At 73.1% G+C, this 19531-nt stretch carries 17 protein-coding genes; 13 read left to right on the forward strand and 4 right to left on the reverse strand.

The window, feature by feature from the left end:
* Positions 1–19: 19 nt before the first annotated feature.
* From JHE00_RS31930 to JHE00_RS31940, 3 genes are all read left to right on the forward strand, one after another.
* Positions 20–3223 carry an ATP-dependent helicase gene (locus JHE00_RS31930; protein WP_200325396.1) on the forward strand — a complete coding sequence of 1068 codons (3204 nt, stop codon included), beginning with the start codon at positions 20–22 and terminating at the stop codon, positions 3221–3223.
* Between the two features lie 12 nt (positions 3224–3235).
* Positions 3236–4303, forward strand: coding sequence for a potassium channel family protein (locus JHE00_RS31935; RefSeq protein ID WP_200325539.1), 1068 nt, complete (start codon positions 3236–3238; stop codon positions 4301–4303).
* A gap of 108 nt (positions 4304–4411) precedes the next feature.
* Positions 4412–4852 carry a hypothetical protein gene (locus JHE00_RS31940; protein WP_200325398.1) on the forward strand — a complete coding sequence of 147 codons (441 nt, stop codon included), beginning with the start codon at positions 4412–4414 and terminating at the stop codon, positions 4850–4852.
* Positions 4853–4883: 31 nt separating this feature from the next.
* Here JHE00_RS31940 and JHE00_RS31945 read toward each other — a convergent pair whose 3' ends face one another.
* The gene (locus JHE00_RS31945) at positions 4884–5996 is read right to left on the reverse strand and encodes a neutral zinc metallopeptidase (protein ID WP_200325400.1); all 1113 of its coding nucleotides are present in this window, start codon (positions 5994–5996) and stop codon (positions 4884–4886) included.
* Between the two features lie 131 nt (positions 5997–6127).
* On the opposite strand from JHE00_RS31945, the gene JHE00_RS31950 reads away from it, so the two are divergent.
* From JHE00_RS31950 to JHE00_RS31970, 5 genes are read left to right on the forward strand one after another with little or no spacing between them, the layout of a single operon-like run.
* The gene (locus JHE00_RS31950; RefSeq protein ID WP_200325402.1) at positions 6128–7081 is read left to right on the forward strand and encodes a YciC family protein; all 954 of its coding nucleotides are present in this window, start codon (positions 6128–6130) and stop codon (positions 7079–7081) included.
* Positions 7078–7704, forward strand: coding sequence for a DUF4129 domain-containing protein (locus JHE00_RS31955; RefSeq protein ID WP_200325404.1), 627 nt, complete (start codon positions 7078–7080; stop codon positions 7702–7704). Before JHE00_RS31950 ends, JHE00_RS31955 begins: the two co-directional genes overlap by 4 nt.
* Positions 7701–8783 (forward strand): DUF4350 domain-containing protein, encoded by a 1083-nt coding sequence (locus tag JHE00_RS31960; protein WP_200325406.1) that lies wholly within the window; start codon positions 7701–7703, stop codon positions 8781–8783. Before JHE00_RS31955 ends, JHE00_RS31960 begins: the two co-directional genes overlap by 4 nt.
* Complete coding sequence (locus tag JHE00_RS31965) at positions 8780–9739, forward strand: AAA family ATPase (RefSeq protein ID WP_200325408.1); 960 nt, start codon at positions 8780–8782, stop codon at positions 9737–9739. The genes JHE00_RS31960 and JHE00_RS31965 overlap by 4 nt, the downstream gene beginning before the upstream one ends.
* The gene (locus JHE00_RS31970; protein ID WP_200325410.1) at positions 9739–11034 is read left to right on the forward strand and encodes a DUF58 domain-containing protein; all 1296 of its coding nucleotides are present in this window, start codon (positions 9739–9741) and stop codon (positions 11032–11034) included. Before JHE00_RS31965 ends, JHE00_RS31970 begins: the two co-directional genes overlap by 1 nt.
* Positions 11035–11047: 13 nt before the next feature.
* Here JHE00_RS31970 and JHE00_RS31975 read toward each other — a convergent pair whose 3' ends face one another.
* Positions 11048–12055, reverse strand: a complete 1008-nt coding sequence (locus tag JHE00_RS31975; RefSeq protein WP_200325411.1) for a stage II sporulation protein M — start codon at positions 12053–12055, stop codon at positions 11048–11050.
* A gap of 52 nt (positions 12056–12107) precedes the next feature.
* Between JHE00_RS31975 and JHE00_RS31980 the strand changes: the two genes are divergently transcribed.
* The gene (locus JHE00_RS31980; RefSeq protein ID WP_307832206.1) at positions 12108–12980 is read left to right on the forward strand and encodes an RDD family protein; all 873 of its coding nucleotides are present in this window, start codon (positions 12108–12110) and stop codon (positions 12978–12980) included.
* On the opposite strand, the gene JHE00_RS31985 is transcribed toward JHE00_RS31980, so the two are convergent.
* Positions 12973–13779, reverse strand: a complete 807-nt coding sequence (locus JHE00_RS31985; RefSeq protein WP_200325412.1) for an SDR family NAD(P)-dependent oxidoreductase — start codon at positions 13777–13779, stop codon at positions 12973–12975. The genes JHE00_RS31980 and JHE00_RS31985 overlap by 8 nt on opposite strands.
* A gap of 98 nt (positions 13780–13877) precedes the next feature.
* Between JHE00_RS31985 and JHE00_RS31990 the strand changes: the two genes are divergently transcribed.
* The 4 genes from JHE00_RS31990 to JHE00_RS32005 are packed head-to-tail and all read left to right on the forward strand — an operon-like array spanning position 13878 to position 18544.
* Positions 13878–15164: a M16 family metallopeptidase gene (locus JHE00_RS31990; protein ID WP_200325413.1), complete on the forward strand. Its 1287-nt coding sequence runs from the start codon at positions 13878–13880 to the stop codon at positions 15162–15164.
* A complete protein-coding gene (locus tag JHE00_RS31995; protein WP_200325414.1) occupies positions 15161–16543 on the forward strand; it encodes a M16 family metallopeptidase in 1383 nt (460 codons plus the stop codon). Before JHE00_RS31990 ends, JHE00_RS31995 begins: the two co-directional genes overlap by 4 nt.
* The gene (gene nudC / locus JHE00_RS32000; protein ID WP_200325415.1) at positions 16540–17541 is read left to right on the forward strand and encodes an NAD(+) diphosphatase; all 1002 of its coding nucleotides are present in this window, start codon (positions 16540–16542) and stop codon (positions 17539–17541) included. The genes JHE00_RS31995 and nudC overlap by 4 nt, the downstream gene beginning before the upstream one ends.
* Before the next feature lie 58 nt (positions 17542–17599).
* Positions 17600–18544, forward strand: coding sequence for a cobalamin biosynthesis protein CobD/CbiB (locus tag JHE00_RS32005; protein WP_200325416.1), 945 nt, complete (start codon positions 17600–17602; stop codon positions 18542–18544).
* 90 nt (positions 18545–18634) lie between these two features.
* On the opposite strand, the gene JHE00_RS32010 is transcribed toward JHE00_RS32005, so the two are convergent.
* On the reverse strand, positions 18635–19477 hold the full coding sequence (locus tag JHE00_RS32010) for an SURF1 family cytochrome oxidase biogenesis protein (protein WP_200325418.1): 843 nt from the start codon (positions 19475–19477) through the stop codon (positions 18635–18637).
* Between the last annotated feature and the right edge of the window lie 54 nt (positions 19478–19531).

Consider the following 19531-nt stretch of genomic DNA (forward strand, 5'->3'; position numbering starts at 1 on the left):
GTCCTCCCGCGGAGGCGTCATGACCCTGGTCGGTCCCGCCGAGATCGCCACGGCGCTCGGCCTGCACCCGCCCACGCCCGAGCAGGCCGCCGTGATCGCCGCACCCGCCGAACCCGCACTGGTCGTGGCCGGCGCGGGTGCGGGCAAGACGGAGACGATGGCGGCGCGCGTGGTGTGGCTGGTCGCCAACGGGCTGGTGTCACCGGAACGGGTGCTGGGCCTGACGTTCACGCGCAAGGCGGCCCGCCAGCTCGCCGAGCGGGTGCGCGCGAGGCTGCGCCGCCTCGCGGGTTCCGGGCTGCTGGAGCGCATCGACCCCGGCGGCGAGCGGCGGATGGCGGTGCTGACGAGCGAGCCGACGGTGCTGACCTACCACGCCTATGCCGGCCGCCTGCTCGGCGAGCACGGGCTGCGGCTGCCCGTGCAGCCCGGTGTGCGCATGCTGTCCGAGACGGCGTCGTGGCAGCTGGCCCACCGCGTGGTGTCCACCTGGGACAGTGACCTGGACACCGACCGCGTGCCGGCCTCGGTCACCGCGCAGCTGCTCGGGCTGGCCGGTGAGCTGGGTGAGCACCTCGTCGACGAGGCGAAGCTGCGGGAGTTCACGGCGTGGTTCTGCCGCATCGTCGAGAACGCGCCGCGCGCCAAGGGCCAGCGGGACGCACTGCCCGTCGCGCTGAACGACATCCTGGTGGCCCAACGGTTCCGGCTCGATCTGCTGCCGTTGATCGAGTCCTACCAGCAACGCAAACGCGCCGACGGCGCGCTCGACTTCGCCGACCAGATGTCGCTGGCGGCCACGCTCGCCGACTCGCAGCCCGAGGTGGTGGCCGGTGAGCGCGGCCGCTACGGCGCGGTGCTGCTGGACGAGTACCAGGACACCGGCCACGCGCAGCGCGTGCTGCTGCGCTCGCTGTTCGGTGGCATTGACCCGATGCCGGTCACGGCGGTCGGGGATCCGGCGCAGGCGATCTACGGCTGGCGCGGGGCGAGCGCGGCCAACCTGCCGCGCTTCACCACCGACTTCCCCCGCAACGGTGCCGAGGGTCTGCTGCCCGCCCGCGAGTACGGGATGCTCACGAGCTTTCGCAACCCGCCCGAGGTGCTGACGCTGGCCAACGCGATCGCGGAACCGTTGCGCGCGCAGGGACTCGGTGTGCAGCAGCTGCGCGCTCGAGACGGCGCGGGTCCCGCCGACGTGCGGTGCGCGCTGCTGGGCGACGTGCGCGCCGAGCGCGACTGGCTGGCCGACGAGCTGGCCTCGACGTGGTTCGCCGAGCGCGACGAGACCGGCACGCCGCCGACGGCCGCGGTGCTCGTGCGCAGGCGCGCGGACATGGCCCCGATCGCCGCGGCGCTGCGCGAGCGCGGGCTGCCGGTGGAGGTCGTCGGCCTCGGCGGGTTGCTCGACGAGCCCGAGGTGGCCGATCTGGTCGCGACGCTGCGGGTGCTCGCCGAGCCACTGTCGGGAACCGCGGCCGCGCGCCTGCTCACCGGGGCTCGCTGGCGGCTCGCGGCCGCCGATCTCGGCGCGCTGTGGCGGCGCGCGGGCGAGCTCTCCGCCGCCGACGACGTGCTGGTGGCGGAGCGGGCCGAGCAGGCCGGGCTCGTCGACGCGATCGACGACCCCGGTGGGCCGGACCGCTACTCGGAGCAGGGCTTCGCGCGGATTCGCAGGCTCAGCAAGGAACTCTGGGCGCTGCGCCGCAGGCTCGACCAGCCGCTGCCGGAGCTGGTGGCCGACGTGGAGCGCACGATGCTGCTCGACGTCGAGGCGCTGTCGCGGCCGGGCGGAGCGGGCCGCGCGCACCTGGACGCGTTCGCCGACGTGGTCACCGAGTACGCCGAGCACGCACCCACGGGCACCCTGTTGTCCTTTGTGGACTATCTGTCGACGGCGGAACACGCCGAGGACGGGCTGCCCCCGGGAGAGGTCGAGGTGGTGGCCGACCGCGTGCAGGTGCTCACCGGGCACTCGGCGAAGGGGCTCGAATGGCGGGTCGTGGCCGTGCCGCACCTGGTCAAGGACACCTTCCCCGGCAGGCGGCGCTCCTCGTCGTGGCTGCGCACCGTGCCCGAGCTGCCCGCGCCGCTGCGTGGCGACTCGCAGGACCTGCCCGACCTGCGGCTGCACGGCGACGAGAACCGCAAGGAGGTGCTCGATGTCTGCGCCGAGCACGAGGAGCGCTTCGCCGCGCGGCACGCCGAGGAGGAGCGCAGGCTCTGCTACGTCGCGCTGACCCGCGCCGAGCACTGCCTGCTGGCGTCGGGGCACTGGTGGAACGAGAGCAGCGCCAAACCGAAGGGCCCGTCGGAGTTCCTCGTCGAGATCGCGGACGTGCTCACCGAGACCGAGGGGGTGGGCACCGTCGTGCACTGGGCCGAGGCGCCCGGCGAGGAGGAGGAGAACCCGCTGGTCACCGCCACGCGCTCGGTGCTGTGGCCGGTGGACCCGCTGGGCGCGCGGCGCGAGTCGGTGCGCGAGGGCGCCGACCTGGTGCTCGCCGCGCTCGACGAGCTCGACCTGCCCATCACCGACGACGACCCTGACGGCTGGATCGCCGACACCGACGTGCTGCTGGCCGAGCGCGAACGCGCCTCGGGCGGCGGCGACCAGGTGGCGCTGCCGGGACAGCTGTCGGTGAGCCAGCTCGTGGAGCTCGCGGGTGAGCCCGAGGCGCTGGCCCGCAAGCTGCGCAGGCCGTTGCCCTTCCCTCCCAACGCGTTCGCGCGCCGGGGCACCGCGTTCCACGGCTGGCTCGAACGCCGGTTCGCGGGGGAGCGGCTGCTGGAGCTCGACGACCTGCCGGGTGCCGCGGACGTCGGTGAGGCGCCCGATGCCGAGCTGGAGGCGCTGCGGGAGGCGTTCGAGCGCAGCTCGTGGGGCCACCGGACGCCGCACGAGGTGGAGGTGCCGTTCTCCACCGACATCGACGGTGTCACCGTGCGCGGCCGGATGGACGCCGTGTTCGCCGACGACGACGGCGGCTGGACCGTCGTGGACTGGAAGACCGGGGCGGTGCCCGAGGACGGCAAACTGCCCGCGCTGTCCGTGCAGCTCGCCGCGTACCGGCTGGCGTGGGCTGGACTGTCCGGGGCGCCGCTGGAGCAGGTGCGCGCCGCGTTCCACTACGTGCGCCCGGATCGCACAGTGCGCCCGGTGGACCTGCTCGACGCCGAGGGCCTGCGGCGACTTCTGCGGGGGATTCCCGGTGCCGGTTAAAGTTCGCGCGTGATGAAGCGCCTGCGACCGCCGTTGTCGGAACAACCCGGCCATGCGCTCGTCGGCGTCCTGCGGATGCCGGAGACGAAGATCAGCCCGCTGCGCTCGATCGGGCGTCGCGTCATCGGCGCGCTGTTGTTCCTGTTCGCGGCCGTGTTGATCGTCTATCTCGGCAGGGACGGCTACCGCGACGTCAACGGCGACGGACTGTCGTTCCTCGACTGCGTCTACTACGCGACCGTGTCGTTGTCGACCACGGGCTACGGTGACATCACGCCGGTCACGTACACCTCCAGGCTGGTCAACATCGTGGTGATCACGCCGCTGCGCGTGATGTTTCTGATCGTGCTGGTCGGCACCACACTGGAAGTGCTCACGGAGCGCTCCAGGCAGGCGCTGCGGATCCAGAAGTGGAGGCACAGGGTGCGCGACCATGTGGTGGTCGTCGGGTTCGGCACGAAGGGCCGCTCGGCGGTCAACTCGCTGCTCGCCGAAGAGGACTCCGACCCCGGCCAGCTCGTCGTGGTGGACACCGACCAGCAGGCGCTCGACGCCGCCAGCGCACTCGGGCTGATCACCGTGCACGGGTCGGCGACCAAGTCCGACGTCCTGCGCGTCGCGGGTGTCCAGCGCGCGAGGGCGATCGTGATCGCCCCCAACCGCGACGACACCGCCGTGCTGGTGACGCTCACCGCGCGCGAGCTGGCTCCGAAGGCGAGCATCCTCGCGTCGGTGCGGGAGGCGGAGAACGTCCACCTGCTCAAGCAGTCGGGCGCCGACCAGGTGGTGGTGTCCAGCGAGACCGCGGGCAGGCTGCTCGGGATCGCCACGCGCACCCCGCTCGTGGTCGACATGGTGGAGGACCTGCTGACGCCGGAGACCGGCCTGGCCATCGCCGAGCGCCCCGTGGAGCCCTCGGAGGAGGGCGGCTCGCCGCGGCACCTGCCCGACATCGTGCTGGGTGTGGTGCGCGGAGGCAGGCTGTACCGCGTGGACGCGCCGGAGGCCGACGCCATCGAGCCAGGCGACCGGTTGCTCTACGTCCGCAAGGGCGCACCGGCCAAGGACGGCGCGCGCTGAGGTGCCCGGGTCGTGTGATGTTGCGAGCAGGCCGTGTCCTGGGTTTCGCCGTCGTCATCTGGAACGATTGATCCCGTGTGGCAGCGAGCGAACGGAGCGGGGCGGCCGATGCCGCAGCTGAGTTGGAAGGTACTCGGCGTCGCCGCGGTCACCGGCATCCTCGTGGTGCTCGGCTGCTGGTGGGCGGGCCCATCGCTGTTCGGGGCCGTCGAGACCGAACAGAGCCGCACGGTCGAGGCCACCGTCACGCTGCCCGCCGACTGCACCGCTCCGGACGCCGAGGAGACCGTGAGCTTCGAGCTCGACGGTGAGACCCGCAACGGCACGCTCAACGGCTGCGGGCACGACCAGGACGAGCAGATCGAGATCGCCGTGCCGAGCGAGGCGCCCGACGGCCTGATCGACGTGCAGCTCGCCAACGCCGCGATGGGCAGCAGCGATCTCCGGCGTCCCGTCGGGCTCGCGCTGCTGGTGGTGAGCTGCGCGGCGGGCGGGAGCTACGCGTTCCTGGTCGTCAGAGGCCCGCGCAGGCTCCCCGCCGTTCTCTGAGCGAGCCCGCCTGGGCCCTCGTCAGCCGACCTCAGCCCACGTCGCCGCTGCTGGCCGAGAAGGTGTTGCAGTCGACGATGCGGTTGTCGTAGGCGCCCGCTCGCCACCACGACGCGTAGTTCTCGTTGCTGCCGTGGTCGCTGGTGCCCGAGGTGTCGTCGCCGCGCGTCTCCTGGTCGTACCAGGCCTTGTCGTACATGTCCCTGGTGACCGTGCCGCCACGGTCGACGTGGGCGCCGAGGAACATGCCCGAGAAGCACTGCGCCTGCAGCTCCTTGCGCCGCGACATCTCCTGGCCTGCCGGGGTGTCCTGGCCCGCCGCGTAGATCTCCTCCCACGCGGCGTCCATGATCCCGGCGACCTCCTGAACGTGGTGGCCGTACTCGTGGGCGAACAGCGCCAGGTACACGCCGGGGTTGTTGCCGTACTGCTCGGTCTGCAGTCCCGCGAAGGGGACGTACAGGTTGTTCTCGCAGTAGTACGCCGCCGTGGCGATGCCGACCTCGATCGTGCCGCACGCCGTCTCGAAGCTGCTGCCGGAGGGAAAGTGCAGGGCCGGCGACTCGAACGGCAGGTCGTAGGCCTGCAGGAACGGGCCCCACGCCGCGTCGAGGCAGCCGGCCGCGGCCGTGAAGAAGGCCTCCGCGGCGGCCGGGTTGCTCTCCCAGCCGGGCAGGTTGCACGCGAGGTTCTGCAGTCCGGCGTCCGGGTCCTGCAGGATCGGGTGGTCGGCCAGCGCAAGCACCTTCTGCGGCCCGCGCTCGACCTCGGAGGCGCTGGTCTCACTGGGAGGCTCGCTGCTCTCGGACGAGCTCATGGTCGGCGAGCTCGTCTCGGTGGGGGCGCTGGTGGTCTCGGAGGTGCTCGTGGTGGCGTTGTTGGTGTAGCCGCCCGCGGAGTCCTCGTCGTCGCCGCTGGTGAGCGTGAACACCACGATCAGGCTCAACACGAGCAACGTGACGCCACCGACGGCCGCGGCGATCAGCGGACCGCGCGACTTCTTGGGCGGAGGAGGACCGGGGTAGCCCGGGTAGCCGTAGCCGCCGTGGGCGTGCCCGTAGGGATGCTGCGCCGGAGGCTGGTAGGGCCCCTGTGGTCCCTGCTGCCACTGGGGGCCGTACGGGCCCTGCGGCGGTTGCGTCATGTGCTCGTCCCGACAGGCTAGATCGATTTCCGGGCCAGCATAACGATCAGGTGAGCGTGCCGGGCGCGCCTTGCCTAATCTGGCGGGCGGCGGCGACATGCACGATGGGGACGAAATGCGAGGATTGCTCCATGACTGATTCCAGTGGCTGGTCCTCGCCGGACGCCGGCGACGAAAGCCGCTCCCAGTACCCCCAGTACCCGCAATACCCGCAGTACCCCGGTTCGGGCGGCGGAGGGCAGCAGCAGCCGGGCGTGATCCCGCTCCGGCCGCTCGCGCTCGGCGAGATCCTCGACGGCGCCATCGGCACCATGCGCAAGTACGCGGGCGTCGTGTTCGGCTCGTCGGCCGTCGTGGCACTGGTCAGCGCGCTGCTCTTCATCCTGGCGGACATGTGGGTGCTCGAGGCGATCGACCCCGTCCCCGTGGACCCGAACGCGTCGGAGCAGGAACAGTTCGACGCGCTCTTCGAGGCTCTGGGCCAGACGCTGCCGGTCAACATCGTGATCCTGGTCGTCAACATGCTGACCCAGACGTTCCTCACCGGCCTGCTGATGGTCGTGGTCGGCAGGGCCGTGCTCGGGCGCTCGATCTCGTTCGGCGAGGCGTGGCAGGAGCTCAAGCCGCTGGTGCTGCCGCTGCTCGGGCTCACGCTGCTGATCTCGGTGATCGTCGCGGTGGGCACGCTGCTGTTCATCATCCCCGGCATCGTCGTGTACGTGCTGCTGAGCCTGGCTCCGCCCGCGCTGATCCTGGAGCGCGGCAAGGTCGGCAAGTCGTTCGGCCGCTCGGCCGGGCTGGTGCGCGGCTCGTGGTGGCGCGTGTTCGGCATCCTGCTGGTCGCGCTGATCATCACCGTGGTGATCAGCCTGATCATCCAGATCCCGTTCGGTTTCGCGGGTGGAGCCGACATCGGCCAGGGCGCCTCGACCGGTGAGCTGCTGATCGGCGAGGTCGGCAGGGCCGTGGCCCAGACCATCACGGTGCCGTTCGCCGCGGCCGTCACCGCGCTGCTCTACATCGACCAGCGCATGCGCCGCGAGGGACTGGACAGGGAGCTCGCGCGCGCGGCCGGCGGCGAATGATCCGACTCGCCGAGGTTCCCGTCGAGCTCGGCCGCGACGAGGCCCAGCGGGCCGCGCGTGCCGAGCTCGCGGACCCGGCGTACCAGGCGGCGCAGCCGGGGTGGTTCACCCGAGCCGTCACCTGGGTGGCCGACCGCATCGCGGACTTCTTCGCGGGTCTCGGTGGCACGCCGGGCGGCGTGGCGGGGCTGGTGCTGGTGCTCGCGCTGGTCGTCGTGCTCGTGGTGGTGGTGCGGCTGCGCACCGGCAAGCTCGCGCGACCGCGCCGCGTCCGAGGTGCCGTGGTGTTCTCCGGAGCGCCGAGGACGGCGGTCGAGCACCGGCTGGCCGCCGAGCGCGCGCAGGCCGAGGGCGGCCACGCCGAGGCCGTGCGTGAGTGGTTCCGCGCCGTGGTGCGCGAGCTGGAGGAACGCGGGGTGCTCGACGAGCGCTCCGGTCGCACAGCCGTCGAGGCCGCGGCCGACGCGGGCAGGCAGTTGCCCGGTGTCGCCGCCGAGCTTCGCGCGGCTGCGACGGTGTTCGACGACGTGCACTACGGCGATCGCCCGGCGTCGGCAGAGGCCGTCGAGCGCCTCGCCGCGCTGGACGCGTCGGTGCGCGAGCGGCGGCCGGTGGCGCGGTGAGCACCTCCGTCTCTCCTGACGCCGCGAGGATCTGGCGTGCCGCGAGGGCCCCGTTGGTGATCGCCGTCGCCGTGCTCGTCACCGCCGTCGTGCTGACGCTGGCGAACAGCGATGACGCCGGCGAGCTCGACACCGGCTCGGCGGGTGAGAACGGCAGCAGGGCCGTGGCCACCCTGCTGACCGAACAGGGCGTGCGCGTGGAGCCCGCGCACAGCAGCGACGGGCTCGACCCGTCGGGCGCGACGCTGCTCGTGACGCGGCCGGAGCTGGTGTCGGTCGGCACCCTGCGGCGGCTCACCGAGAGCGCGGACTCCGTGGTGCTGCTCGCGCCCTCGCAGACGACCCTCGACGCGGTGGCGAGGGAGCTCGCCGACGCGGGCACACTGCCGGAGCAGGTGCGCGAGCCCGGCTGTGCCGTGCCCGCCGCGACCGCCGCGGGCGCGGCGACCCTTGGTGGAGTCCGCTACGCCGCCACCGTCACCTGCTACGACGGCGCGCTCGCCACCGCGGGCCCGGTGACCGTGCTCGGTACGTCGACCCCGTTCACCAACGCCGCACTCGACGACGAGGGCAACGCGGCACTGACCCTGCGCCTGCTCGGCGAGCACGAGCGGCTGGTCTGGTACCTGCCCTCGGCGGGCGATCCCGGCCTGCGCGGCGGTACCGAGAGCCTGACCGACCTGCTGCCCGACGCGTGGGTTTTCGGCGCGGTCCAGGTGGCCGTGGCAGCCGTGCTGGTGGCGCTGTGGCGGGCGAGGCGGCTCGGTCCCGTGGTCACCGAGCCGTTGCCGGTGGCCGTGCGCGCCGCCGAGACCGTCGAGGGCAGGGCCCGGCTCTACCGCGGCGCCGGTGCCACCGACCACGCCGCCGACGCGCTGCGGCGCGCGAGCATCGACCGGCTGCGGCCCGCACTGGGCCTGCCCGCCGACGCGGAACCGGACGCCGTCGTCGCGGCGGTCGAGGCCAGGACGGGCCGGCCCGCCCGTGCGCTGCTGTACGGTCCGCCCCCTGCCGGCGACGCCGCGCTCGTGCGGCTCGCGAACGACCTGGACGCACTCGAGAACGAGGTTCGCCTGTGACCGCACCGACAGACGCCCGGCAGTCGCTCATCGCGCTGCGCTCCGAGGTCGCCAAGGCCATCGTGGGCAACGACGCCGCCGTGACCGGGCTGATTCTCGCGCTGCTGTGCCGGGGCCACGTGCTGCTCGAGGGCGTGCCGGGCGTCGCCAAGACCCTGCTCGTGCGCACCCTCGCCGCCGCGCTGAACCTGCGCACCACCCGCGTGCAGTTCACCCCGGACCTGATGCCGGGCGACGTCACGGGCTCGCTCGTCTACGACCCGAACTCCGCGGAGTTCTCGTTCCGCGAGGGCCCGGTGTTCACCAACCTGCTGCTCGCCGACGAGATCAACCGCACCCCGCCGAAGACGCAGTCGGCGCTGCTGGAGGCGATGGAGGAGCGGCAGGTGTCGGTCGACGGCACCCCGAGGCCGCTGCCGGGTGTGTTCGTGGTGGTCGCGACGCAGAACCCCGTCGAGTACGAGGGCACCTACCCGCTGCCGGAGGCCCAGCTCGACCGGTTCCTGCTCAAACTCACGATGCCCGCGCCGTCCAGGGAGGACGAGATCGCCGTGCTCACCAGGCACGCAGACGGTTTCGACCCGAGGGACCTCGGCGCGGCGGGGGTCCGGCCGGTCGCGGGGGAGGCGGAGCTGGCCGCCGCGCGGGCCGCGGTGCGCGAGGTGACCGTGGGCCCCGAGGTCACCGGCTACGTCGTGGACCTGTGCCGCGCCACGCGTGAGGCGCCGTCGGTGCGGCTGGGCGTCTCGCCGCGCGGGGCGACGGCGCTGCTGTCGGTCGCGCGGGCGTGGGCGTGGCTGTCCGGACGCGGGTACGTGACGCCCGACGACGTGAAGACGCTGGCGCGCCCCGCGTTGCGGCACCGCGTCGAGCTGCGGCCCGAGGCGGAGCTCGAGGGCGCGACCGCCGACGGACTGCTCGAGCGCGTCCTCGCCACCGTCCCGGTACCCCGCTGATGGCGCTCACCGCGCGGACCCCGCTGCTCGCCCTCGTCGGCGCGCTCGTCGTGGCGCTGCTGGCGCCGTCGGTGGCCGGGGTGCTCGTGGTGTGCGCGGTGCTGCTCGCCGGTGTGCTCGCCGACCTGGCGCTCGCGGGCAGCGTGCGGGCGCTGACGTTCGCGCGCGACGGCGCCACGGCGGTGCGGCTCGGCGAGGAGGCCGAGGTGCGGCTGCGGGTGACCAACCCCGGTGGGCGCGGCGTGCGCGGGATGCTGCGCGACGCGTGGCAGCCCAGCGCGGGCGCGAGCCCGCGTGCCCACGACCTCGACGTGCCGCCGGGCCAGTCCCGCACCGTGGTGACGCTGCTGCGTCCCACGCGGCGCGGCGACCGCCTGGCCCACCGGGTCACCGTGCGGGCTATCGGCCCGCTCGGGCTCGCGGCGCGGCAGGGCTCGCACGAGGTGCCGTGGGCGGTGCGGGCGCTGCCGCCGTTCCACAGCAGACGGCACCTGCCCGGCAGACTCGACCGGCTGCGCAAGCTCGACGGTCGCAGCGCCGCGCACGTGCGCGGGCAGGGCACGGAGTTCGACTCGCTGCGCGAGTACGTGCTCGGCGACGACGTCCGCTCGATCGACTGGCGCGCCACGGCGAGGGCGTCCGACGTCATGGTGCGCACGTGGCGGCCCGAGCGCGACCGGCACGTGCTGCTGGTGCTCGACACCGGGCGCACGGCGGCGGGCCGGATCGGCGACGGCACCCGGCTCGACGCCGCGATGGACGCGGCACTGCTGCTCGCCGCGCTCGCCGCCCGCGCGGGCGACCGGGTCGACCTGCTCGCCTACGACCGCGAGGTGCGGGCCAGCGTGCAGGGCGTCGCCGCGGCGCAGTTGCTGCCGTCGCTGGTGACCGCGATGGCGCCGCTGGAGCCGAGGCTCGTCGAGTCCGACGCGCGTGGGCTGACCGGCGAGATCCTGCGCCGCACCCGGCGCCGCTCGCTCGTGGCGCTGCTGACCGGATTGGACGCCGCCCCGCTGGAGGAGGGACTGCTGCCGGTGCTGCCCTCGCTGACCGCGCGGCACCGGCTGCTCGTCGCCGCCGTCGCCGATCCCGCGGTGGCCGCACTCGCGCGCGGCAGGGGCGACGCCGAGGCCGTGTACGGAGCCGCCGCGGCCGAGCGCACGCTTGCCGAACGCCGCCACGTCACGGCGCTGCTCACCCGGCACGGCACCGAGGTGGTGGACGCGGAGCCCGACGCGCTGCCGCCCGCACTCGCCGACCGCTACCTCGACCTCAAGGCCGCGGGCAGGCTCTAGGTGTATTCGGTCCTCACCCGGACGCGGGCAGCGTGTCCCCGGTGTGGGCCGCGGCGATGTCGCCCGTCTCGCCCTCGTGCGCGGCGCGCCTGCCGAGCACGAACACGTAGGCGAGGAACGCGACCTCGGCGAGACAGCCGATGCCCACGCGCGCCCACGTCGGCAGGCCCGAGGGCGTCACGAACGCCTCGATCACGCCCGAGATCAGCAGCACGCACACCAGCCCCAGCGCGATCGCGCCCACCGCGCGGCCCGTCTCGGCCAGCGCCACCGACCGGGGCCTGCCTCCGGGGTCGATCACCGTCCAGCCCAGCCGCAGTCCCGCGCCCGCGGCGACGAACACCGCCGTGAGCTCCAGGAGCCCGTGGGGCGCGAGCAGCCCGAGGAAGAACTCACCCCGGCCCGCCGAGGCCATCAGCCCGATACCGACCCCGAGGTTCAGCGCGTTGAGCCAGAGGATCAGCACCACCGGCACGCACAGCAGCACCCCGAGCAGCAGGCACGCGGCCGCCACCTGCGCGTTGTTCGTCCACACCTGGGCGGCGAAGGAACCGGCCGGACCGCTGGAGTAGTAGGACTCGTAGTCGCCGCCGGGCTCGGTCATCGCGCGGATCTGCTCGGGGGCGGCGATGGTGGCGCGCACGCGTTCGTCGCCCGCGACCCACGCCGAGAGCACGCCGGTGACCACCACGAACACGGCCGCCGTCGAGAGCCACCACGGGCCGCTCCGGTACAGCGCGGCGGGAAAGCGCCGCGTGAAGAACGACGCCACTTCGCGCCAGGCCGGGGTGTGCGTGCCCGTCACCGCTGCGCGGGCCTTCGCCACCAGCGACGACAGCCTCGCCAGCAACGCCGGGTCCGGAGCCGTGGAGCGCACAATCGACAGGTGTGTGGAGGCGCGCTGGTAGAGCCGCACCAGCTCGTCGGCCTCCTCGCCGCGCAGCCTCCTGCCCCTGCGGACGAGCTCGGCCAGCCGGTCCCACTCGGCGTGGTGCGCGGCGACGAACACATCGAGATCCACGCGAACACCCCTGCCGCGACGTGAGCACCTGAACGCACACGATACTGGTGGTGTGCAGCAGGAATCCGATCTCGTCACCGGCGATGCCGTCGTGCTCGAACTGCGACTGGCCCGCTCGGCCAGCCGTGCGCTCGGCTACGGCCTCGACCTGTGCGTGCAGCTCGCCTCGCTGCTGCTCGTGGGACTGGTCTTCCTGTTCGCGGGGGTACCCGACGACACCGCGCTGGTGATCGCGATCGTCACCTCCGTGCAGCTGCTCGTGCTCGTCGGCTATCCCACGATCTGCGAGACCCTCACCAGGGGGCGCACGCTCGGCAAGGCCGCGTGCGGCCTGCGCGTGGTGCGCGACGACGGCGGCCCGATCCGGTTCCGGCACGCGCTGATCCGGGCACTCGCGGGCGCGTTCGTGGACTTCGGTCCCTTCGGCGCGTGGAGCGTCGTCGGATTCTCGACCTCGCTGGCCTCGGTGACGAGCAAGCGCGTCGGCGATCACCTCGCAGGCACCGTCGTGATCCGCGAACGCGTGCCGCAGCAGTACGAGCCAGGGCTCTCGATGCCACCGGCGCTGGCGGGCTGGGCCGCCTCGCTCGACCTCTCCGGGCTGACGCCCGCGCTCGCGCTCTCGGCGCGTCAGTACCTCGGGCGCTATCACGAGCTCAACCAGGTCTCGCGTGATCGGATCGGCGCCGAGCTGGCTGGCGAGGTCGCCGCGAGCATCGGCGCGCCGGTGCCGCCCTACACCCCGGGCTGGGCGTATCTGACGGCCGTGCTGGCCGAACGACAGGCCCGCGACTGGGCCAGGCTGTCGCCCGCTGCTCCGGTTCAGCAGCCGGTTCAGCCGCCCGTACAGCAGCCACAGTCCCCGCCGCCAGTGCAGTCCACTTCGGACCAGCCGGGCGACTCGCCGTTCGCGCCGCCTAGCTGAGCGCGGCGGCCACCAGTTCGTCGCTGAGTAGCCGCAGGTTCTCTCTGGCCTTCGGGTGAGTGGCCTGCCAGTGCGGCTCGGCGAGCCGCGTCCCGGCGAAGTAGCGACCGCTGACGTCGTCGAGGTCGCCGGAGGTGATCAGCCGCAGCGTCGCCTCGGCGCCCTCGTCGAGTGTGCTGTGCGGTGCGGTTCCGGTCTCGAGCACCATCGTGGTGGGCATGAACGTCGCGGGGTGCAGCGTGTTGACGGTGATGCCGCTGCCCTGTAGCTCCTCGGCGAGGTCGACGGTGAACATCACCTGCGCGAGCTTGCTCTGCCGGTACGCGCGGCCACCGTCGTAGCTCTCGTGCAGCAGCGGGTCGGCGAAGTCGATCTCCTGCTGGCCAGCCGAGGCGACGTTGACGATCCGCGCGGGCGCGCTGAACAGCGGCAGCAGCTTGCGCGTGAGGTGGTAGCCGGCGAGGTAGTTGACCGCGAAGCGCAGCTCGACGCCGTCCGCGCTTTCCTCGCGGGCCGCAGGCTCGGCTCCCGAACCGACGCCCGCGTTGTTGACCAGCACGTCGAGCCGGTCGTAGCGCTGAAGGATCTCCTCGGCCAGCCGGTCCACCTGACGCAGCTCGGCGAGGTCGGCGCGTTCGGTCTCCACCCCGAGCTCGGTGCGCAGGGTCCGCAGCTTGGCGGCGTCGCGGCCGTGCGCGACCACCGTCGCTCCGCGTCGGGCCAGCTCACCGGCCAGGTGGCGGCCCAGCCCGTCGGTGGCCCCGGTGACGAGAATCGTCTGTTCGCTGAGGGGTCTCATGTGCCGCCCGTCGACGTGCGTGGCTCCTGTCTCGAATCCCCGAACCTACCCGGTCCGGGCGGGACAGCGGAGCGGCCGCACTCCCGTAGGGTGTGAACATGGCCGTACCCGAGCTACACAGACTGACTCTCGACAACGGCCTGCGGGTCGTGCTCGCCCCCGATCGCACCGCACCGGTCGTGGGTGTCAGCGTGCACTACGACGTGGGCTTTCGCTCCGAGCCGGAGGGGCGGACCGGGTTCGCGCACCTGTTCGAGCACCTGATGTTCCAGGGTAGCGAGAGCCTCGAGAAGCTCGCGCACTTCCGGCACATCCAGGGCAGCGGCGGAACCTTCAACGGCTCCACCCATCCGGATTACACGGACTACTTCGAGGTGCTGCCCTCGGCCGCGCTCGAGCGCGCGCTGTTCCTCGAGGCCGACCGCATGCGCGCGCCGAAGCTGACGCAGGAGAACCTGGCGAACCAGATCGACGTGGTGAAGGAGGAGATCCGCCTCAACGTGCTGAACCGGCCCTACGGCGGGTTCCCGTGGATCCTCCTGCCGCCGGTGCTCTACTCGACGTTCCCCAACGCGCACAACGGATACGGGGACTTCACCGACCTCGAACAGGCCACGCTGGACGACTGCGCGGCCTTCTTCGACACCTTCTACGCGCCGGCCAACGCGGTGCTGACGGTCGCAGGCGACTTCGAGCTCGACCGCGCCCGCGACCTCATCGACAAGCACTTCGGTGACGTGCCCGCGCGGCCCAAGCCGCACCGGCCTTCCTTCGCCGAGCCGAGGCCCACGTCGGAGCTGCGCGACATCCACACCGACCCGCACGCGCCGTTGCCCGCCCTCGCGGTCGGCTACCGCATGCCCGACCCGGTCAACGAGCTCGACGGCTACCTGGCCCACCTCGTGCTGTCCGGGGTGCTCTCCGACGGCGACGGCTCGCGGCTGCAGCAGCGGCTCGTGCACCGGGAGCCGCTGGTCACCGACATCAACGCCGGCGCGGGCCTGTTCGGCCCGTTCGAGGCGCGCGACCCGGACACGTTCTCGGTCACGGCCGTCCACGCGCCTGACGTCAGCGCCGACCGCGTGCTCGGCGCCCTCGACGAGGAGCTCGAGGCGCTGGCCAGCACCCCGCCCGGCGAGCAGGAGCTCGCGAAGATCACCGCCAGGTGGAGTGCCAACCTGCACTCCGAACACGACCGGCTCGTGTCGCGCACGCTCGCGCTCGGCGCGTTCGAACTGCTCTACGGCGACCCCGCGCTCGCCTACGGCGTGGCCGACCGCATCGCGGCCGTCCGGCCGGAGCAGGTCGCCGAGGCCGCGAAGGGCCTGCGCCCCGACTCGCGTGCCGTGCTCGTCGTCAAGCCACAGGAGGGACAGGCCCAGTGACCGCAGCGACACACCGCAGCGCGGAGGAGATCGGGCGCACCGCGGCGGGGCCGCGCGAGCTGCCCGCGCTCGGCGAGCAGCGGGCAGCCGCCGACCTCACCCACGTCGACACCGTGCTCGCCAACGGCCTGCGCGTGCTGGCCGTGCGCAAGCCCAACGTGCCGATGGTCGAGGTGCGGATGGCGATCCCGTTCGCGGGCGACGACCCGCTGCACTCGGCCACGGCCGAGGTGCTGGCGGAGACCATCGCGACCGGCACCCGCCGCCGCGACCGGGTCGCGATCGACACCGAGCTCGCGCTCATCGGCGGCGACCTCGGCACGGCCGTCGACCCCGAGCACCTCTCGGTGTCGGCCAGCTCGCTGGCGAGCGGCCTGCCCACCCTGCTCGACGTGCTCGCCGACATTCTCACCGAGGCGTCCTATGTGGACAACGAGGTGAGCAGGGAGGCCGAGCGTCTCATCGAGCGGCTCGCCGTCGCCCGCACGCAGCCGCGCGTGATCGCGCGCGAGGCGCTGCAGCGCCACCGCTACGGCACCCACCCCTACACGCGGGAGGTGCCGGAGCCCGACGACGTCGCGCAGGTGACGCCCGAGCTCGTGCGCGCACTGCACGCCGACGCGCTGCTGCCGCGGGGTTCGGTGCTGGTGATCGTCGGCGACATCGACCCCGACGCCGTCACGGGCCAGATCGAGCGGGCGCTGTCCGCGTGGAGCTCCGACAAGGCCGCTCGCGAGCTGCCCTCGCTGCCGGAGCTGGCGGGCGGCAATCTGCTGCTCGTGCCCAGGACCGGTGCCGTGCAGTCGCAGCTGCGGCTCTCGGCCCAGTCGGTGTCCAGGACCGACTCGCGCTACGCGGCGCTGCAGCTGGCCAACCTGGCCTTCGGCGGGTACTTCTCGTCGCGGCTGGTGGAGAACATCCGCGAGGACAAGGGCTACACCTACGGCGCCCACTCCGGCTTCGAGTTCACCGGGCAGAACGCCACGGTGCAGGTGGAGGCCGACACCGCCAACGAGGTCACCGCGGCCGCGCTGCTCGAGACGCGCTACGAGCTGGGCAGGCTCGGGCTCGTGCCGCCGACCGACGCCGACGTGGAGTCGGTGCGGCAGTACGCGATCGGCTCGCTCCTGATCGGCGCCTCGTCGCAGGCAGGGCTGGCGGCCCAGCTCCTCGGCCTCGCCGCCGTGGGTCTCGGGGCGGAGTGGCTGAGCGGGCACCCCGCGCGGATCGCGGCCGTGACCACCGACGAGGTGGCGCAGGCGGCGCTCGACTTCTTCGCGCCAAGCCGGTTCACCGGCGTGGTGGTGGGTGACGCCGAGACGCTGGCTCCGCAGCTGAGGTCGCTGGGCGGCGTGACCGTGGAGAGCTCCGAGTCATGACCGGCGCACCCTTCCAGCTGGGTGCGCTGCCCGCGCTGTCTCGGTCCACTGTGGATCGTCAGGAGACGTTGCGGACCGATCCGGAGCGGCTGCGCTCGCGCTGGCCGGACGCCAGGGTGCTGCAGGTCGACAGGTACGGCCGCACCCCGGTGCCGCTCGAGCGCGTGGTCCCCCGGTCGGCGGAGGCCATCCCGCTGTCGACGCGCAAGGCACTGAGCTTGGGTGAACAGCCGCCCGACACGGCGTCGTTCCTCGGACAGTGGCAGGACACCGACTACTGGGCGGTGCCCGCCGATCCGCCGGAGGACGCTGAGACGGTGGAGATCGAGGGCAGCTGGGGCGTGCGTCAGCAGGCTCCCATCGCCGAGGGCGAGGCGTGGGTGGAGCTGCGCGGCCACGGCTCGCTGCTCGACGACACCTCCGCCGGCCTGCTCACCACCGCCGAGGCGTTGCGCAACTGGCACTGGCGAGGCCGGTTCTGCGCCCGCTGCGGCGGCGCGACCCGGCGCAGGCAGTTCGGCTGGGCCACCCAGTGCGAACAGTGCGGACGCGAGGAGTACCCGCGCACCGACCCCGCCGTGATCTGCCTCGTGCACGACGACGTCGCGGACAACGGCGAGCACGTGCTGCTGGCCCGCCAGCCCGTCTGGCCGCCGAAGCGCTACTCGGTGCTGGCCGGGTTCGTCGAGGCCGGTGAGTCGCTGGAAGGCTGCGTCGAGCGGGAGATCCGCGAGGAGGCGGGCGTCGGCGTGTTCGGCATCCGCTACCTCGGCAGCCAGCCGTGGCCGTTCCCGCGCTCGATCATGCTCGGCTTCGCGGCCAGGGCCGACGTCGACGCCCCGCTGTATCCCGCCGACGGCGAGATCGAGGAGGCGAAGTGGGTGCGCAGGGCCGAGGTGCGCGCGGCGTTCGCGGGCGAGAACCCCGACCTGCTGCTGCCTGGCAACTCCTCGATCGCGCACGTGATGCTGAGGGCCTGGGCGCGGGCCGAGCCGTAGGCCTCCGGGCGGTCCAGTAGTCTCGCCGCATTCGGGCTGGAGATCGGGGGAGTTCCGAGTGAGCGCGGCACGGGCCATCGGACTGCTGTTGGGTGTGGTCGCCGACGGAGCGATCGGCGACCCGCGACGCGGACGGCCCGGCACCGGGCTCGCGACCGTCGCCGCCGCGGCCAGGAACCGCCTCTACGCCGACCACCCGGCTCCCGGCATCGCCTACGCGGGCACGCTCGCGGGCGGAGCCGTGCTGGCCGGGGTGCTCGTCGAACGCGTCGGCCGCAGGCATCCGCTGCTGCAGGTCGCGGGCACCGCCGCGGCGACGTGGTCGGTGCTCGGCGGGGCCAGGCTGGTCACCGAGGGCACCGAGCTCGCGCGCGACCTCGAGACCGGCGACCTCGACTCGGCACGCGGCACACTGTCCACACTGGATGGCCGGTCCACCGAGGACCTCGACGTGCCCGCCCTGTCGCGGGCGTCGGTGGAGACGGTGGCCGGACAGACCTCGGCCGCCGTCGTCAGCCCGCTCGTGTGGGGCGCGATCGCCGGGGTGCCCGGGCTGCTGGGCTCGCGCGCGGTGACGCTCGCCCGCGCGGCCGCCGAGCCGAGGGTGCCGCGCTACCGCCGGTTCGGCTGGGTCGCCGCTCGCCTCGACGAGCTCGTCGGCCTGCTGCCGACCCGGGTCGCCGCGCTGCTGACGGTCACCGGTGCTCCCGTGGTGGGCGGGTCGGCGAACCGGGCCTGGGAGGCGTGGCATCGCGACACGGTCGTGCACCCGAGCCCCAACGAGGGCAGGGTGGAGGCCGCGTTCGCCGGTGCGCTGGAGATCCGACTCGGCGGCCGGACGGTGTACCCCCACGGCGTCGAGGAGCAGCCCGTGCTCGGCAACGGCCGCAACCCCGACGCCGGTCACGTGACGCGCGCCGTCGAACTGTCGCGCGTGGTCGGCTGGCTGGCCGGAGCCACCTCGGCCGCACTGGCCCTGACCCTGGGCCTGCGCCGCCGCTGACCCCGCGCACTCACCCCCTGGATGCGGTGAAGGGCACCTTTACTGCATTGAACGCAGTAAAGGTGCCCTTCACCGCGTAGGCACCGGGGGCTACGAGTGGGTGCTCGCCTCTTCGCGTTGTTCGTCCTCGGCGAGGATCTGGGCCACCGACTTGCGGCGGACCTTCTCCTGGCCGGTGCGCTCGCCTGCCAGCGCACCGCCGGGACGCAGCTCCCTGACCGTGAAGTACAGCCAGCCCAGCAGGGCCATGGTGCCGAACGCGATCCACTGCAGCGCGTAGGACAGGTACGGCCCCGCCTGCAGCTGCGGCAGCGGCAGCGCGCCGAGCACGCCGGGCTGCCCGCCCTCCAGCTGGAAATAACCGGGCTGGATGTCGAGGTCGGTCGCGCGCCCCACCACCTGCGAGTTCACCGAGTACGCGTGCAGTTCGCCGTCGGTCGAGGAGTCGGCGAACGCGTCCCGGTTGCCGGGGTCGCGCTCGTCCATCCGGACCCGCGCCTCGAGCTGCACCTCACCCTCGGGGGGCGCCGCGTAGCCGGGCACCCTGGTGCGGTCGTCGGGCCGGAGGTAGCCCCTGTCGATCAGCACCACGGAGCCCTCGGTGGTCTGCAGCGGTGTGAGCACCTCGAACGCGGGCTCACCCTGCACGGTGCGCAGGCGCGCGATCACCTCGTCGTCGGGCAGGTACGTGCCCCTGATCAGCACACGCTGCCATTCGGCGTCCTCCAGCGGCGTCTGGTTCTCGGACAGCACCGCCGCCAGCGGCTGCGGCTGGGCGCCGAACGAACTCGACACGGCCTCGTTCTGGGCGGCGCGTTCGCGGTGCCGGTCGAACTGCCACGGGCCCAGCAGCGTGTAGCAGCAGATCGCGAAGATGAACACGACCGCTGTCAACGCCAGCCAGCTGGGCCTGAGCAGGAGCTTCCACCGCACCCTTCCACGGTATGCCGTGTCCCGCGACACCCAGAGCGCGGGGGACGCGTAGGC

It is taken from the genome of Prauserella cavernicola (assembly GCF_016595675.1).
GTDB classification, from domain to species: domain Bacteria; phylum Actinomycetota; class Actinomycetes; order Mycobacteriales; family Pseudonocardiaceae; genus Prauserella_A; species Prauserella_A cavernicola.